Raw genomic sequence first — 16,065 nt, 5'->3', positions numbered from 1 at the left:
GGCAATATAACTGAAGATGTATACACCTTTGCTAGAGAACAGGAATTTAATAATTTTTTATTTTAAAAATTGTATTATCTGATCCTCAGGGCTACAGCTATTAGAATGAGGAAGAAGTTAAGAGTGTTACTTTGGGTCATGGTTTTGAAGTACATTTATTCAACAGGTTTAAAAATGTATCTGGTAGTCTGATTGATGTGTCAAAGCCGACAATACAGTATGATTTTATTGTGGAATCGGGCGGTGTTGGAAAGTCATTTCTTAGTATAGTAAAATTTGAATGCTGAGGGCTGTCGTCCCTTAAAAGATCAAAGCACAGACTAGGATCAGTATTTCCACCTGAATGGTACGAATCTGGACATGAACGTCACAGGTTAGATTGTAGATGGTAAACTACTGCTTTATTGGAACAGGTGATGCAAACACCCAGGCGGAAGCTGAAAGATGATTTATAACCTGTTGCCGGCAATGTTCGTGTAAGAAGTAAAGAAAGAGAATTAACTATTATAAAGCAGATGAAAATAACTGATATCTTTTTGGGTATCAGTTATTTTTTGAGTTTAGGTTTTATTTACTTCGTGCTCTCTGTTTTTGTATGAATTTAAGAGGAGGAATAATAGTTTTGAATAGTTTAATTGAAAGAATGAAGATAGGTTTTTAATTTATTCCAACCCTCACTCTCATCATTGGAAGCAATACGGAATTGCATAAATTCAGCATAACTGCAAAGCGAATCTTTTTTTCGGTCATTGTCTATTGTTTTGGCATCACGTCTGTGATAAAAACCATCATATTCTATGGAGCATAAAGGTTGGAGAGAATCCTTCTCGTAGATTACGAAGTCCATATGACTGGTGAAATAATAAGATTTTAATTCAGCATCTAATCCAATTTGAATAGAGAGTACATCTTTGATAGGCACTTTGGGAAATACAATGAAGGGCATGCCTTCGAGAAATATCAATAACTTGTTATAAATCATACGTTCTCCCTGATGCATTAAAGTTTTGCGGTTTTCTTCACGTATGAGTTGATTGAATTCAATGGATAACATGATAGCAGGACGATAGAAACTATTGGCCTCTATTGTATATATATATTGACTTAATTTGGTTAGATAACCCTTACCGTTATCAATCTCGGCTAGGTTACCAACAAGGATGAAATAATCAAGTGCTCTGGTTAGTGCAACATTTATTAAACGATAACTATTTTGAACAAAATCAATCTGGAAAGCGGTTGAACCACTGGAGATAACAGTGCTGAAAATGATAGCTCGGCATTCCCCACCTTGAAACGTATGGACAGTTCCAATCTTGATGTTTGGCTTATGTCTGAACATCTGCAGCAATCTCTTTTTTTGTGCACCAAATGGTGTGACAATACCAATTTCTTTGATGCCGTTCTGTTCTAACCTTTCAACGATGGATATGATTTCCTTCAGTTCGTGATCATTGGAAGTACCAGTAGCTCTCCCGTATACATTCGTTGAAAAGATCCCTGTATGGTAAGGTTTCCGCTCAGGCTCTTGACGCATCGTGAGTAGACGCCCGCGATAGAAATGTTGATTACTAAAAGATACAATAGAAGGAATACATCGATAATGGTAATTGAGTAAGTGTTGACCATGTTCATTCTGTTCACAAGCATGTGCCGCTCTTTGAAAAGCTGAGACGCTCTGAAAGCAATACGGTGAATACTCAATGCCGCTCGCATGCACATCAAACAATGATTTACTATGTTCATCTTGCAATGTGACAATATGATTTAATTGATGAACGTCACCAAAAAAGCAAGCTCTTCTTGAAACTTGTAATAGAGAAAAAACGCTTGCGATAGAGCACTGAGATGATTCATCTATGATAGCTAGGTCTATGGATGCCCCAGATGGGATACAACGTCGAGCCGATAAACTGCTTACGAGTAGAACAGGGAATAACTTCAAAAAGGCAGGAAAGGCAAAAGAAGTTCTTTTAATTTCCCCTTTTTCACTGAGTTCTTTTATAAGTTGGGCAATATTGTTCATTTCCGTTTGATTACGAAGGATGGGTTCTGCTTTTCTAAGCCACTGAGAGCGAACAATTGTAAGATCTATATCGTTTTTTTTCGTATACAACGTTGCTAAGCTTGTTGACTGATCTTTTTGTTGCTTCTGCAACTGTAAAAGCTGATTTTGATATTGCTGCAAGCGTTGTTCGAGATTGATGACTTTAATAATTTCTTCGCATAGAGCAAGTGAATGTGTTGGCATGGTTGTATCGACAAACTCCCACAATTGCGAAGCATCAATCGACTGCAAATATTTTTGAATACGTCTCTTCATGTAAAATTTGAGTTTACTTGCGATGTAGGCTCGGAAGTTACGAAAAACATCATTTCCAAATAACTGTAACGGTTCATCTACAAGCTGACGTAATCTGTGTTCTATCTGTGCATGGGGAAGAGTAAGGGTTTCGAAATTATTTTTCATAGTCATCAGATGGTTTACACGCAATCGGTTGTTTAAAACACCTATTAAATCTTGAAGTTGCTTTATGGTGTTCTCCAAGTCAATAATCTGTTGTTCTTGTAGTTCGACCTGATTAATCTGATCCAATAATAAATGACTTTTATGTAAATATGAATCGTAAGTATTGTCTGATAACAAGTTATTCATTTCTTGTTTCATACGCTCAATCGCTGTCTGAATTGCTAACGCCTGATTTTGATTGTGCGTTTTATTTCCTAGGCGTACAAAGCCAAAAAATGAATTTGAGATTCCTTTTCCTTCTAATTTTTCAGAGATATTATCAACTGCCTGATTGTTAGTACTAGCTACAATACATGTCTCTAGGCGATCAACTTGGTTAGCTAATAAGTTGATAATAGTTTGCGTCTTTCCAGTTCCTGGAGGTCCCTTAATGATGCTAATAGTGTGCTGAAGATCAGCAAGTGCAAGATTTTGAGGATAATTACTGGGTACAATATGTAGCTGCGTTCTCTCAGGTTTTGAATCAGATAAGGCATAACTGTGAGTAAGAAAGCTGCTAAGTACAGCGCTTGGCTGGTTTTTATCCGTTAAAACATCTTCAATCTCTTTTGAGATCAAATAATTAATGCCAGTTGTATTCTTAGCTAATAGGATCACATGACTTGGAATAATATCCTGCAAGTTGTATTCAGATGAATCTATAAGCTTCTCAACATTCTGCTGATTATGTAGGAAAGCATCGGGTGAAGCAACAAATTGTTCATGTAATTTCTGTAGCATATCCATTGATTTATAATCTGTAAAAGACTTGAAGATCTCTTGATGGAACCCTGCATAGTCCGCTATGAAGAGGTTTCGATTCGCTAAGAAGCTTGAATTACTCCATAAACATAATGGTATATATGAAGTTTTATTTCCTTGAACTGTTCTAATAAGTGGATAACCAAACAGAATCGTTTCCTCTGATGTTAACCTAGCACTTAGCTTTTCATAGCGTGTAATAATGTCCTCTATATCATTAGGATAAATCTGCGAATGTACAAGTTCTTCTTCTTTAATATGTATAGAGTAATAGCTTTCAAATTTAAGACAGTCTAGATAATAGTGAAGCAATTCTTTTATTAGCAAAGGGTCCTCCTATAAATCTCGTATTTATGAAGCGAAGATAAAAGTTAAATGCCGGAATGAAGAAAGGCCCATATTCTAGACAGTCTATGGGCTTTTTCGATTTTACGGATAATCATATCCTCCACCGTTGATATTACATTTGCGAAGACGATGGATGCCTAAGGAAAGACCTTTAATCGCCCCGTATTTCTCAATAGCTTGAATCATATACACAGAACAGCTTGGTTCAAAACGACATTTGTTCCTCACTTCAATGGGGGCAAAACGTTGATAAATTCTAATACTCCATATCAGGATTGCTCTAACACGTCGTAGAACGATGAAGAACATACTTGCTATGAAAACAATCTGGGCACTTAGCAAAGCATATACTGGAATGAATGGATTCAAGATATAAAAACAGATCATAGAGATGATTAGCCCTGCGAATAATGCAAGTGTAACGTTAAGCAAAGACTTCAACCAATCGATTTCTGGAATAACATGAGTTCTTATATAGAAACTGCTTCGAGGATCGTTTTCTTCATGATGTGTATGTAAGAGTCTAATAAGTTCTTCTTCGGATGGCATGTTATTAAATATCAGTTCCTCAGATTCTGAGTTTCTCATGATTGTTGTACTATTATTAAATCTCTCTGTAGAAAATCAGCATATAATGATGCGTTGTAACAGGTTGCTGGAGACAACCGGGCTTCTCGGTGACAGATAGCGACTCCATGGATTGATAGATCCATCCAGATTGTGCTTTGTGATTGATGATATCCGCAAATAAATTAACAGCAGCCTGAGTATCACCTCGGTTTACTTGAACATTTTTCGGACCTGGAACAACTGTGTACTCTCTCATTTAAATCATCCTTTCGTATGTTGGAATTATGGCAATAGACATTCCATTATTTTACTATGGGTATGGTAAACTGTCGATTGAAACTTATTAGTTGAGATTGGATTAATGATAGGCCATCTAACAGGATGGTCTTTGTTGCAATGAAGGTTTAAATTCAAGTGGAAAAGTCAATAAAAGCTCTGTAAGCAACGCTGTACAATCCACTGAAAACCAGTACAATTGATCTTATAAGAACATGAGATAAAGAGAGGTATTTCTCCATGACGGATACAAGTGGGAATCGCAAAGTTGACGGTTATTTGAAGAAACTCAAAACGTGGAAGGAAGAGTCCACAAAGCTGAGAGAGATTATTCGGGATTTTGAACTGACAGAGGATATGAAATGGATGCACCCTTGTTACATGCTGGATGGGAAAAACATCGTTTTAATTCATGGATTCAAAGAATACGTGGCTATTCTGTTCTTCAAAGGTGCTCTGCTGAAGGATACACACGACATTTTGGTCCAGCAAACGGAGAATGTACAGGCAGAACGCCAGCTTCGTTTCACCAGTCTGGAGCAGATTGTAGAGCAGGAGGCTATGATCAAAGCCTATATCCAGCAAGCGATTGAAGTGGAACAGGCTGGATTGCAAGTGGAAATGAAAAAGACTGCTGAATATAGCGTTCCTGAGGAACTTCAGCAGCAATTCGAAGAGAATCCTGCTTTCCAAGATGCATTTGAAGCACTGACACCCGGACGGCAGCGGGCATATCTCTATTATTTCTCACAACCAAAGCAATCCAAAACAAAAGTGTCACGAATCGAGAAGTACATGCAGCCGATCCTGGAAGGCAAAGGGTTGAATGATTAATCTTAACAGGAGAGTGTCCCATATGATTCGAACTTACCAATACTACGCAATTTTTAATTTTGCTGAGGATGGAATTAATGTTACATTTCCTGATCTGCCTGGATGTATCACCTGTGGCGAATCAATTGATGAAGCATTACTGATGGCGAAAGAAGCACTTGAATTATTTTTGGATGGAGAACCTGTTGAAGATATTCCGCCTCCTCAAAGCATAATGCCTGAATTATTGAACCCTAAAGATAAAGCGTATTTAATTGAAGCAAGTATTACGTATTATTGATGAACTCTATGTTTACATATCTGAATTCACGAAACTGAGTTTAGAACATCGTCGACTTCTTTGATTCTTGTAACAGAGGGTGTTTGAATTAGATTTCCTTTGACCATGACCATAGAGATGTCTGACAAGGCCTCGATATGTTCCAGCGGATTTTGCTCCATGATAATCAGATCGGCATGTTTTCCGATATCCACCGTCCCTGTAACATCGTCAACACCGAGGATCTTCGCATTGGTTCGGGTCACCATGTCGATGACCTGTTTGTTGTTCAGGTTGGCCTGTCTCATGTAGTGGTCCATCTCTCTCCATATATCATAGTGAGTCACGTAAGACATGGCGGCATCAGTGCCTATTCCTATGGTGATGTCGTTTTCGATCGCTTGTTTTACACCTTTGAGCATGGAATCGTAGACGAGTCTGGAATTCTCTTTTACCGTTGCACTTACCTTCGTTACGCTGGTATCCAGTGAAGCGGATGGATAGGCAGCTTGCAGGGTGGGGATGAGTGCGGTGTAACCATTCAGGGCATTTGTGGAACTTATAAACTAAAACATCAATATTAATTTGAAATTGACAACACTTGTTTTAAACAAGCGCGTCAGTATTTCTCCAAGTTCTTCTTGTAAATTGTTTGAATTTTTCACGTTCTTCTTTTGTTTGCATTGAAGAAAAATCTACATGATCCACTACAATTAACTGAGGACTAATACCAGTAGATTTAAATATGTCTTCAACCTCATCAAACATCACTTTATACATTTTTGTTACAGCAAGCTTGTCATTCTCAGTTTCATGAAGAGTCTTCTTGTCGCCATGTTGAACGTAATCCTGTGGGAAATATACCTGACTTGGTTGATCAAAAAACATAATTAAGGGCATTGGTGATTTGCTTTTTTGAGTGGTAAAGTAGCGAAGTAGACTTAGGAACAAGGCTATATGACACGAGACCCAATTCGCTCCGCTTCCCATTTCACTGAGGGTGACCTTTTCGTTGCCTTTACCAAACAGTGCAATCTCAAATTCATCTAAATTGAATTTAAGATCGTAACGTTTAAATTCCTCTTCAAAATCTAGTTTAGTCTTTAAACGATTCATATTTTGGTTGATTTTTCTTAAAGCAACTTTCTTTTCTGACTCAAAATTAAACCGACCCAGTTTTATATTAGCTTTTTCAATTTTTTCTTGAATTTCTTTAATGTCTCTATCAAGATTATTAAACAAACCACTGTCAATTGCTCTAATGTAAATTTCAATTTCAATCCTACAGTAGGCAAGTTTTTTTTCTAAATCAAATCGGTTACTTTTGGAAAGATAATTTCTTTCAATATTTCGTTTTTGGGACCACAATCGTCTAATTTCTTTAACAACTTCATTCATTTGATCAGTTAATTTACGTCTTTCTTCGGAGAAATGCTCTGTGCTATTGGTAATTAAACTTATTTCACTAGAAATCCATAAAGAGGCTTTTTCTACATCTTGAGAGATTTGATGAAGATCGTTACATTCAGAGCCACATAAAGGACACGAATAATCCGAATCAGTATGTGATAACATTTCTGCTTTATCGTTCAACTTCTTCAAAGAGGTAACATAATCTGTACTATTATCTGTAGCTGAATCAAGATTTAACAACCTACTTTTGAGTAGCTGTTCTTGAGCTCTAAGTTCCTCAATTTTTTCTTTGATTTTCTCATAACGTATTACTATTTGATCTGATGTGTATGAGTTATCATCTGATTCAGGCAAATTATTTGCGATTTCAATGAGATTAGCTAAAGATTTATTTCCCTCTTGAAATTCAATTCCAATCAAAGCGTAGTAGTCCTTTAATTTAGGTAATAAAGTTCCAATACTCTCGGCTTTGATTCTCTCATCGTTCATTTGATTCATTTGTAATTTGTTAAGTTCCCTTTTGTATGAACTTAATAGCATCAGAGTAGAATAATATTCTTGTCCAACAATACCGGCAAAAATTGGAAATTGTGCTATTACATCTTTTTTCTTTTGATAATCATCGAATCTGTAAAAAAGCGCAAATTTACTTGCCATTAAGTTCTGGTGCTGGAACATATAAGAGGTCATATGCCTTAATGAAGCAGCTTCTTTTGTATTGTCTGGGTCTTCTTTTACATTATTAACACGTAAATTAAAGATTTTCTCTAATTGTTTCTGTACAATTTTGTATTCTATGAACTTTTCATCTTCAAAATAAGCTCTACTGATTGATTCACAATGAATATCATCTGGGATAGCGGCAAAGAACATTTTTTTCTTTTCTAAGTAAGTAATTTTTCTTGCAACCAAATACCTTTTACCATCAACAATCAATATTAGAGAAAAAATTGTGGCAAAATCAGTGATTTTTCCTTTAGGTATAGTGGAGCGGGAACTGCAAAGGCAGTAATCGATAATTTCAACTAAAGCACTTTTTCCTGTCTTAGATTCTCCTGTTATAATGTTAACACCCTCGTCTAAATCGACAAACCTTTTTTGATTTTCATTATTTAATAAGATGATAGCTTCTATTCTGCTCTGCACTATGCCCACCTACAGTTCATTAGATTTCTAAGAAATTTTCAAATTCTTCTAGATTAATATCGCTAAGAATTTGACCTAAATAATAGGCACTCCTAAAATATTCTTTAATAGAATTTGGAGTGTTTGTGTAGTGAAATTTCTCAACCAATACTATTTTTGTATATATTTTTATTTTTTTCTGATTTTCTAAGATAATAATAGACTGTTTAGTTATTTCTATATATTCGTTAAACATTTCTGTTACTTGACTTAAACTAAATTTAGAGTTTATTTTTGAGTTATATTCTTCAAATTTCACATCCTTCGAGAAAATCGAGTACAATGTACTTCTTGAATTGGCATGGAGTAACCTATTTCTAGACTCTCTATACATTACTATGGGGAGTACATAAAAAGTTGTTTTAAAATCCAATTCTTTCTCATAGCCAGTAAGAAATGATTGTATAACTTTACTGAGATAGAATGGATTGTACATTAAGGTTTCAATATGTTGCATGTTCATTTTGAGTCCCCCATATGCCAAGTTAAGTCACCATCATCTACAATACTGTGAATGACTCCTCTTTGGAAAAAATCTCTGTTGTTACTAATTCCATTTATTGTTTGGGCTTCCATCATCATTGATTGCAGATAAAGCTTTTGTGATTCAGTTAAAAATATTTTGAAATCTTTCCCACAATTTAGTTTCAGTAACTTTTTATTGATTATTATTTTCTTTTGAAGCTGGTTTCTGTAGTCTTTTAAATCTTTCGCTTTTACGATATTGTTTTCAAAAAAGGTGATTATAGTTTTGTTAGCTCTACAATAATCATTTATTGCTTCTGTTACCTCATCAGACATGTCTATCCTTTGTATCTCTGAAACAAAACACTTCTTACTCAAGGAAATTATTTCAGGTTGTGTTGGTTCGTAGTATTCAAAAGAAAGTTGAAGAGGTGTTTCACTCTCATCTGAGAACCTTTGAGCATATCTTTTGAATAAATCATTAAAATCTTTGTAAGATATTTCCCATTTGTTTTGATGTACTGGAATTGTAAGTAGAACCCCAATTAAAGAAGAAACAAATTCCTCCATTTTTTGTTGTTCACCCAAAAACCTAAATGTAGTTTTGTAATAGTCATTTACTATTGAATTTATATTTTGTTGAGCTGATAAAATTTTAAATCTGTTTAAAACACTTTTTAACTTTACAGGATCATGAGTTGTTGAGAAAATTTTATTATAAGTTTTTCTGAACTCACGCTCATTCGACTTACTATCAAGACCAACGTGTTTAAATAATTCGTATCTGGCGTTTGCATCTAAGCTGTTCCAGTCTCGTAAGATTGATTTTTGAGATATCCTTGCTGTTGTAAATAGGATCATTTCATCCATATTATTATACTCATCAACATTGTTATACCAATTCCAGACACTGTTCCATATTTCATTACTACGATCCGAGAGTCTCGTGTCTTTCAAATGATGTTTGACTTCTATTTGTTGTGAAGAGCGGGAAGTCGAAATTAAAGTGACGTCTCCAAAATGCTCCATTACTATCTTTTCATTTTCAGACATCTCTAAACATTTAATCAGACCAATGTAAGCCTGGTAAATAAACCCCAAAGTTTTCAACGTATTATCATTTGTAGCCATAGAACCCCCCTCTAAATACCTATTTTTTTCTGTTTAAATACAAGAAAAGACATTTTGTGTAGATATTATACACTATACTACATAGGTCTTATGAAAGGGGAGGTGTAAGTTTAGGATATTTTTTAAAATACTTTTATTTGCTTTTAATTAAAAAAATTGGAATGAGTTTTTATTATAATAGTCGAAAATAAATATGGAATTTATGTATTGGTACGCCTTTGCGTACCACTTCTTCATATTAGATGTGTTAATCTCTCCTTTATCAAAGGAGAGATTAACATGACAAGTACCAACAGCGAAGAACTAGCTTCGCAGTACGCACAACTCGTCCAACAGGAAGACGATTACGTAGACCAACTAGTCACATGTAACAAACTCATCCTAGACGCCATGGACATTATCGCAAAGCAGGCAGGTGTGCTAGACATGGATACCGTGAAGCAAGCAGCATATCACCTTCATTTCATGGAACAGGATCTAAACCGCAAGTTATTTGAAGTCCGACTGGAGAAGAGCATCTTGGCAAATCAAATGAGCCAGTCTACATAAAGTCACCTTAACTAAAGGACAGCGCAGGATCATATAAGATGATCTTGCACTGTCTTTTACCTTTCCATCCAAACGTTTTTCGCTCCCAATTAAGCATTGACTTTCCTCCCAAATCCCCCTACACTTCAATTATTAAAATACTTTTAAAAACATTCATTGAATGGTTCGAAAAGAACGGAAGGAGGCATACAACTAACTATGCTACCCACATCACACAACACCCAACAGGTGAAGCGGATCAACGTTGAATTGGTGAAGAACACACTCCGATCAATGGGAGTAGGCACGAAGGCTTCGATTGCGAACCTGACCAAACTCAGCGTAGCGACATGCGGCACGATCCTGAATGAGTTACTCCAAACGGGTGAAATTATCGATCTGGGCCCGGATGAATCGAGTGGGGGAAGACCTGCCAGTCGGTATCAATTCAATGCGGACTACGCCAGTGTACTGTGCCTGATTATTCGAACAGAGGGCGGAATTCACTCGATCACACATACATATGCCAATCTGAACGGAGAGATGGCGGACGAACAGACACTCTTTTTGGATGAGATTAATGTAACGGTGGTAGAGGATCTGATTGCAAATCTGATTGAACAACACCACAATGTGCAGGCGATTGGTATCGGGATACCTGGTGTGGCACACAACGGGGTTATAGGGATTTGCGACGTACCGGAGCTGATGTATCAGCCGCTTGGGCCAAGGCTTAAGGAACAATATGAAGATGTGGAAGTGGTCATTGGCAACGACATGAACCTGACGGTCTACGGACTTTACAACCAGCAGCAGTTTGAGGAAGAGAAGAACTTCGCTGTGGTGACGTTTCCGGAAAACCATTTTCCGGGTGCAGGATTTATCATTGATGGTCGTCCGCTGACCGGGAATACGCAATTTGGGGGCGAGGTGTCCTTTTTACCTTTTGGCGTGTCACGGGAAGAGCAGCTGCGAATGTTGAAATCGACAGAGGGTTTGCAGGAACTGGTTGTACAAACGCTTGTATCCATCATCGCGATCATTAACCCGGCTACAATTGTGGTTACAGGGGATACGATGGACCCGGCTATGCGGGATGGCCTGACGCAAGGCTGTCTGAATCATTTGATTCCACAAGAGCATATGCCGGAGTTGATCATCCAAAGAGATACTCGGCGCGAATATGTGACTGGACTGGTCGCTGTTACGCTGGAGAGCCTGACCTACCGCATTCAGGTGATTGAGAAGCAATGGTAAACAACTACTTTTATGAAGTTAAGCAAAATATTTTACACGATAACGGAGAATGCGGAACCAATCTGAAGAGCGCCTTTATCACCGGATTTCTCCTTTAGGAAAGGGGATCAGAAAAATCTGGGGATAACAGCGGACGGAAGATGGTACTGCAATCGTAGTTATAGAGTGTAACCATTTTTCTGAACACAATGGAGGAACTTATTTTGAATGAGCAAGCAGGTACACAAGGGAACAAACGAAAGTTTAACAAGCTGTACGCGATGCAGCTGGCAACGATCTTTCTTGGATTTATCGTATTCGGCATATCGGAAAATATTAAGGGCCCGGCCATTCCGCGCATTCAATTCGACTTCAATCTGGATGAGAAACAGCTCGGGACGTTACTGTCCCTGAATGCACTAGGGTACCTGATCGCCTGCTCCTTCACGGCTATTCTGGTTCGCAAATGGGGCATCAAGGCGGTTAGCATCATATCGTTTGCATCGATGATCCTATCGGGTGTGTTCATTTTTGTGTCTCATACCTATCCACTCTTTGCTTCATCGTACTTCTTCATGTACATTGGTAACGGCATGCTGGAAATTGCCTTGGCGATTCTGGGTGCAAGGATCTTTGTGAAAAACACAGGTACGATGATGAACCTGTCCCATTTCTTCTATGGACTGAGTTCAACGGTGGCGCCTTTGCTGGCGACGGGTGTGATGTCCTTGACGGTGTTTGGACACGAATTGGACTGGCGCGGTATGTATCTGGTCATGTTGTCACTCTGCCTGCTGCCGATTATTGCGGCACTGCGCAGTAAATTCCCGGGGGATGATCTTCCTCATGAAGATCGGACTTCACTGAAGACGTTAACACGTGATCCAGCCCTATGGCTGATGGTGCTTATTCTTTCTTTTGGCGTGGTATCGGAGCTGGCGGTTGGGGGTTGGCTGGTTAATTTCCTGGAAAAAGCCTACACGTGGGACACGGTCAAAGCCTCCGGGTTATTATCTGCGTTCTTCCTCACGTTCTCGCTGGGACGCCTGCTGCTTGGACCATTGACGGACCGGATCGGATTTGTATTGTCACTGATTCTGTTCTCGGCTTTCTCGGGAGTATGTACGTTCGTGGCGCTTGCAGGGGGAGAGCGTCTTGCGATTTTCTTTGCAATATCTGGCGCAGGAATAGCGATGATCTATCCAACAGTTATGGCGTTTATCGCACGCAGATATCCGAACGGCAGTGACACCGCGATTACGTTCACGGTTACCTTGATGGGGGTTGGTAGTGTCATTGGTAACTATGTAATTGGTTGGGTGATTGAGGGTGTGAAGAATCTGTACGGTTCAACGACTCAGTTGGGGCTGCTGCGCGGACTTCAGGCGGGATATGGATTCATCGGTTTATGTGCTGTGATCTGTGCGGCATCTGGCGTAGTGTTGTATGTGTATTTGAAAAGAAGGCAGGAACTGATTTAAATACTTATAAACCAAAGCAATGAATAATTTTTATTGGCTCTTTTCTCACTTAAACATTAGAGTGGGAAAAGAGTTTTTTTATGAACAAGGAAGGAAATGCAAAATGAAAAGGATAGAATTATTGTTTTTAATTTGTTTATGTCCCCTTATCATTGTAGCTTGTAATCAAAAAAACAATGACGATGTTGTGGCAGAGATAGAATATCATAAGGAAGGAAATGTAATCAAAATCACTCAAAGAGACACTGTTAATCAAATTCTAAATATTTTAGAATCTGCTCAAAAGAACAAGAAGGTTATTGATGTAGGGAAAACAGACGAAAAAATAGTTGTTAATTACAGTAGCAATGATATCAAAATTTTTGATCTGTACATCGATTTTGATAAGAGTGTCGGTATGGTCGTAATGGAATCTGACAGTAATTATGCTTATGAGCTATCAAGTCAGTCTATAAAAGACTTAAAAACAATTCTAAAAGGGACTTAAAATAGAAATTAATTTTTCTATCAGTATCTTATTAGTTAGATAGTCATTAAACCGATAAAACCCCACTGATCGCCATGATCGGTGGGGCTTTGCATATGAATATACGAGTCGATTAGTACGGTATATCTTCTATCACTAGTTTCTTAACAAATTATAACCAAAGGTCATGTAGAGTAAGGATTTTTTACCCACTACTCTACTATACAGTCCGTTTTTCCTGAGGCAAACCTATGACTTGTTCAAAGCCGTTCTTCTTTTCCAACGTTTCAAAAGCACGTACAATCCAAAAGCGCTTAAGAATATCACCGCTGCCGGAACGATATAAGGCTTAACAATCTCGTCCACGTGCTCCCATTGAGAGCCTAATTTGAAGCCTAAGTAGATGTACAATGAGGTGATCGGAAGCATGGCCAAGAAGGTAAAGATACTGAACTTAAACACATTCATTTTCGCCATTCCACATGGGATGGAGATCACGGTCCGAATACCGGGTACAAAACGTCCATAGAAAGCTACCCCGCTGCCATATTTCTCGAAGAACTTATCGGAAGCGTCCAGATGGTGGGGACGAATCAAGAAATACTTGCCGAATTTTTCGACCATCGGCCTGCCGCCGTATCGTCCCAGGGCATACAACGTCAAAGGTCCAAACGTACCACCTACGGTACCAGCCAGAATAGCCAGCCAAAGCTTCATATCCCCAAGATACACCCAATATCCTGCCATGGGCAGTACAAGTTCAGCAGGTACGAATTCAAACGACAAGGCAATGACCAGACCTGCGTATGACAAATCTTTAAAAAAGAGTATAAATTGCGTGATCCATTCTGTCATGCTTTCCCTCCATGAATCTATCTTTTTTATATATAAAAGAAACACTCCTGTACAAAGAGTAACAATAGCGAATAGAGCTTGTCAAAGTTCACATGTATGTCCATTTCAGGGCACACTGCGGCAATATGTTTACCCATACATAAGGGTTGAATGGATTCATTGACACTTCATACGGAAGTGGGTACCGAAGCAATGATATAATCCTCTGAAAATTATTCCAATTATAGTATGATAAGACTATAACTGGTTTCTTCACCATCCTGTACATAAAGAGAAGGAGATCAGAACATGACCGTAACTTCGATTATCGACCAGATCCATATTATTGAATGCGCCCCCTCTTACGCTGCTGTGCGCAAGACCGTGGAGGCCGGATGGCCGACGGGAGTGTGGTTTTGATTTCTTTGACTACACGTGGAAAAAGGGAGATGTCTCCCTGCGGGCTGAATTTGAAAAGTCGGGTCGCGGGCTGACTGCCCTCGAAACACCGGATTACGAAATCTCTACAGAGGTCGATGATCATGATCTGGTTTTCGGTTCCAGCTATAACGTTCGCTATCGCATTAAGAACACTTCTGCGTCCGAACTGGCAGTCGAGATCAAGGCACATTATATAAGGGTAAGCTACCGAGGGACTATAGCTCCATAAAACAGGGGCAGTCTGGACTTCATTTTTTTCGTCTAAGGCTTACAGCTGTTTTTCATTGTTGGGGATGATCTGACTGGGAAACCTCGTTTCGACCAAATGAGGTTTTTTTATATGCTTATTTTGCTTTATACCAATGGTATATCTATTCATAATCATAGGCTGTACAATCATTATTTTATGGTTGAATACAATGTATCCTTTTATTGTTTCATGTATATCATATAGATATACAACTGTAGGGAGGTGAGGTATAATTGGAGCATCAATCAAACGAAAGGCGTGGGATTGCCATGACTACAGCCACACTTAGCAAATGGGGAAATAGCAGTGCAATTCGCATTCCTAACCAATTGCTTAAGCGTCTTAATCTGGAAGAAGGCTCGGAAATCGAGATTTTGGTGACAGAAGATAATGAATTGTTGTTGCGTCCAAAAACCAAGCCTGTAGAGTCCAATGAGGAACTACGTAACCATCTAAAGACTTTGCTCTCTAAAGTGAAACAGGATACAAGACATGAAGAAATAGACTTTGGTACTGAAGGGAACGAGTTACTTTGATTATTCCCAAACGAGGCGATCTGATATGGCTTGACTTTGATCCTCAAGCGGGTCACGAGCAAGCCGGGAGACGACCGGCTATTGTTCTATCGGAACTTGAATTCAATGAAATAACGGGTTTTGCCGTTGTATGTCTCATAACGAGCCAAGCCAAGGATTATCCTTTTGAAGTTACACTACCAGAAGAGCTGCCATTTTCAGGTGTTGTTTTGACGGATCAGTTGAAGAGTCTTGATGTGCGGCAACGACGTATCCAAATTGCGGGGCATGCCGAACCAACCTCTGAATTTATGAAATCAGTTCTACGCAATGTCCGTTCTATATTGGCATAATTGAAAATTAGTAGCTGATCATATTCCTAAATCCACGTCTAACTAAAAGACGTGGATTTTTTCTTTCATGCCTAAATAGATTCGTCCATCCTTGACGCTTCTAACAAGAGTTTCCGAAAGGCACATATAAGTTGGAAAGAAAGATTTTTAATTCTCTGAAAATGCTTCCATTTATAGTATGATAAGACTATCGCTAGCTTCTTCAAACA

General features: G+C 38.3%; 17 protein-coding genes. 9 read left to right on the top strand and 8 right to left on the bottom strand.

All coding sequences use genetic code 11. The annotated features are described in order from the left end of the window. Positions 1-631: 631 nt before the first annotated feature. From MHH92_RS22610 to MHH92_RS22600, 3 genes are all read right to left on the bottom strand, one after another. A complete protein-coding gene (locus MHH92_RS22610) occupies positions 632-3,598 on the bottom strand; it encodes an AAA domain-containing protein (RefSeq protein WP_340906419.1) in 2,967 nt (988 codons plus the stop codon). A 102-nt stretch (positions 3,599-3,700) separates the two neighbouring features. Further along, a complete protein-coding gene (gene yidD / locus MHH92_RS22605; RefSeq protein WP_076329189.1) occupies positions 3,701-3,928 on the bottom strand; it encodes a membrane protein insertion efficiency factor YidD in 228 nt (75 codons plus the stop codon). Between the two features lie 295 nt (positions 3,929-4,223). Continuing rightward, on the bottom strand, positions 4,224-4,445 hold the full coding sequence (locus MHH92_RS22600; RefSeq protein ID WP_017686982.1) for a hypothetical protein: 222 nt from the start codon (positions 4,443-4,445) through the stop codon (positions 4,224-4,226). 260 nt (positions 4,446-4,705) lie between these two features. Between MHH92_RS22600 and MHH92_RS22595 the strand changes: the two genes are divergently transcribed. Beyond that, the gene (locus MHH92_RS22595) at positions 4,706-5,299 is read left to right on the top strand and encodes a YdeI/OmpD-associated family protein (protein WP_340906418.1); all 594 of its coding nucleotides are present in this window, start codon (positions 4,706-4,708) and stop codon (positions 5,297-5,299) included. A 22-nt stretch (positions 5,300-5,321) separates the two neighbouring features. Continuing rightward, complete coding sequence (locus MHH92_RS22590; protein ID WP_340906417.1) at positions 5,322-5,579, top strand: type II toxin-antitoxin system HicB family antitoxin; 258 nt, start codon at positions 5,322-5,324, stop codon at positions 5,577-5,579. Between the two features lie 26 nt (positions 5,580-5,605). Here the strand turns inward: MHH92_RS22590 and MHH92_RS22585 are convergent, their stop codons facing one another. The 4 genes from MHH92_RS22585 to MHH92_RS22570 form a co-directional block, all read right to left on the bottom strand. Continuing rightward, the gene (locus MHH92_RS22585) at positions 5,606-6,046 is read right to left on the bottom strand and encodes an amidohydrolase family protein (protein ID WP_340907751.1); all 441 of its coding nucleotides are present in this window, start codon (positions 6,044-6,046) and stop codon (positions 5,606-5,608) included. Between the two features lie 118 nt (positions 6,047-6,164). Beyond that, a complete protein-coding gene (locus tag MHH92_RS22580; protein ID WP_340906416.1) occupies positions 6,165-8,117 on the bottom strand; it encodes a DUF3732 domain-containing protein in 1,953 nt (650 codons plus the stop codon). Between the two features lie 19 nt (positions 8,118-8,136). Next, complete coding sequence (locus tag MHH92_RS22575; protein WP_340906415.1) at positions 8,137-8,619, bottom strand: three component ABC system middle component; 483 nt, start codon at positions 8,617-8,619, stop codon at positions 8,137-8,139. Next, on the bottom strand, positions 8,616-9,752 hold the full coding sequence (locus MHH92_RS22570; RefSeq protein WP_340906414.1) for an ABC-three component system protein: 1,137 nt from the start codon (positions 9,750-9,752) through the stop codon (positions 8,616-8,618). Before MHH92_RS22570 ends, MHH92_RS22575 begins: the two co-directional genes overlap by 4 nt. A 279-nt stretch (positions 9,753-10,031) precedes the next feature. Between MHH92_RS22570 and MHH92_RS22565 the strand changes: the two genes are divergently transcribed. The 4 genes from MHH92_RS22565 to MHH92_RS22550 all read left to right on the top strand — a co-directional run bounded on the left by MHH92_RS22565 (position 10,032) and on the right by MHH92_RS22550 (position 13,484). Beyond that, positions 10,032-10,301 (top strand): hypothetical protein, encoded by a 270-nt coding sequence (locus MHH92_RS22565; protein WP_340906413.1) that lies wholly within the window; start codon positions 10,032-10,034, stop codon positions 10,299-10,301. Between the two features lie 198 nt (positions 10,302-10,499). Next, positions 10,500-11,537, top strand: a complete 1,038-nt coding sequence (locus MHH92_RS22560) for an ROK family protein (RefSeq protein WP_340906412.1) — start codon at positions 10,500-10,502, stop codon at positions 11,535-11,537. 260 nt (positions 11,538-11,797) lie between these two features. Then, positions 11,798-12,997, top strand: a complete 1,200-nt coding sequence (locus MHH92_RS22555; RefSeq protein ID WP_340907749.1) for an MFS transporter — start codon at positions 11,798-11,800, stop codon at positions 12,995-12,997. A gap of 103 nt (positions 12,998-13,100) precedes the next feature. Further along, positions 13,101-13,484 carry a hypothetical protein gene (locus MHH92_RS22550; protein WP_340906411.1) on the top strand — a complete coding sequence of 128 codons (384 nt, stop codon included), beginning with the start codon at positions 13,101-13,103 and terminating at the stop codon, positions 13,482-13,484. A gap of 228 nt (positions 13,485-13,712) precedes the next feature. On the opposite strand, the gene MHH92_RS22545 is transcribed toward MHH92_RS22550, so the two are convergent. Next, on the bottom strand, positions 13,713-14,318 hold the full coding sequence (locus MHH92_RS22545; protein WP_340906410.1) for a DedA family protein: 606 nt from the start codon (positions 14,316-14,318) through the stop codon (positions 13,713-13,715). Between the two features lie 325 nt (positions 14,319-14,643). On the opposite strand from MHH92_RS22545, the gene MHH92_RS22540 reads away from it, so the two are divergent. The 3 genes from MHH92_RS22540 to MHH92_RS22530 all read left to right on the top strand — a co-directional run bounded on the left by MHH92_RS22540 (position 14,644) and on the right by MHH92_RS22530 (position 15,856). Then, on the top strand, positions 14,644-14,967 hold the full coding sequence (locus MHH92_RS22540; protein ID WP_340906409.1) for a hypothetical protein: 324 nt from the start codon (positions 14,644-14,646) through the stop codon (positions 14,965-14,967). Positions 14,968-15,221: 254 nt separating this feature from the next. Then, positions 15,222-15,524, top strand: a complete 303-nt coding sequence (locus tag MHH92_RS22535; protein ID WP_017687001.1) for an AbrB/MazE/SpoVT family DNA-binding domain-containing protein — start codon at positions 15,222-15,224, stop codon at positions 15,522-15,524. Continuing rightward, complete coding sequence (locus MHH92_RS22530) at positions 15,521-15,856, top strand: type II toxin-antitoxin system PemK/MazF family toxin (RefSeq protein ID WP_076252839.1); 336 nt, start codon at positions 15,521-15,523, stop codon at positions 15,854-15,856. Before MHH92_RS22535 ends, MHH92_RS22530 begins: the two co-directional genes overlap by 4 nt. Positions 15,857-16,065: the final 209 nt, after the last annotated feature.

It is taken from the genome of Paenibacillus sp. FSL M7-1414, assembly GCF_038003195.1.
Classification (GTDB): Bacteria; Bacillota; Bacilli; order Paenibacillales; family Paenibacillaceae; genus Paenibacillus; species Paenibacillus amylolyticus.
The sequence above is the reverse complement of the archived record's forward strand: the minus strand, read 5'-3'. Positions and strand labels throughout refer to the sequence as shown.

Coding starts and splice junctions, on each gene's coding strand:
- yidD (WP_076329189.1), bottom strand. CDS start 3,928: ATGTTCTTCATCGTTCTACGACGTGTTAGAGCAATCCTGATATGGAGT.
- MHH92_RS22600 (WP_017686982.1), bottom strand. CDS start 4,445: ATGAGAGAGTACACAGTTGTTCCAGGTCCGAAAAATGTTCAAGTAAAC.
- MHH92_RS22595 (WP_340906418.1), top strand. CDS start 4,706: ATGACGGATACAAGTGGGAATCGCAAAGTTGACGGTTATTTGAAGAAA.
- MHH92_RS22590 (WP_340906417.1), top strand. CDS start 5,322: ATGATTCGAACTTACCAATACTACGCAATTTTTAATTTTGCTGAGGAT.
- MHH92_RS22575 (WP_340906415.1), bottom strand. CDS start 8,619: ATGAACATGCAACATATTGAAACCTTAATGTACAATCCATTCTATCTC.
- MHH92_RS22570 (WP_340906414.1), bottom strand. CDS start 9,752: ATGGCTACAAATGATAATACGTTGAAAACTTTGGGGTTTATTTACCAG.
- MHH92_RS22565 (WP_340906413.1), top strand. CDS start 10,032: ATGACAAGTACCAACAGCGAAGAACTAGCTTCGCAGTACGCACAACTC.
- MHH92_RS22560 (WP_340906412.1), top strand. CDS start 10,500: ATGCTACCCACATCACACAACACCCAACAGGTGAAGCGGATCAACGTT.
- MHH92_RS22555 (WP_340907749.1), top strand. CDS start 11,798: ATGCAGCTGGCAACGATCTTTCTTGGATTTATCGTATTCGGCATATCG.
- MHH92_RS22550 (WP_340906411.1), top strand. CDS start 13,101: ATGAAAAGGATAGAATTATTGTTTTTAATTTGTTTATGTCCCCTTATC.
- MHH92_RS22545 (WP_340906410.1), bottom strand. CDS start 14,318: ATGACAGAATGGATCACGCAATTTATACTCTTTTTTAAAGATTTGTCA.